1 protein-coding gene is annotated in these 300 nt (G+C 52.7%); it reads left to right on the plus strand.

The genetic code is table 11. The features are described 5' to 3' along the window. Window positions 1-300 (plus strand): EF-Tu/IF-2/RF-3 family GTPase (locus tag NV64_RS23005; protein ID WP_369878935.1); only part of this gene is annotated, 300 nt, incomplete at both ends.

Here is a 300-nt window from a genome sequence, read left to right on the forward strand (position 1 = left end):
TTTCCCTGGCGACGACATCCCGGTTGTTCGCGGTTCAGCACTGAAAGCCCTGCAGGGTGAAGCTGAGTGGGAAGAGAAAATCATCGAGCTGGCTGGTCACCTGGATTCTTACATCCCAGAGCCAGAGCGCGCGATTGACAAGCCATTCCTGCTGCCTATCGAAGACGTGTTCTCCATCTCAGGCCGTGGTACCGTTGTTACCGGTCGTGTAGAGCGCGGTATCATCAAAGTTGGTGAAGAAGTTGAGATCGTTGGTATCAAAGATACCGTGAAATCAACCTGTACCGGCGTTGAGATGTT

Origin of the sequence: Erwinia sp. B116 (genome assembly GCF_002865965.1) — a bacterium.
GTDB lineage: Bacteria > Pseudomonadota > Gammaproteobacteria > Enterobacterales > Enterobacteriaceae > Erwinia.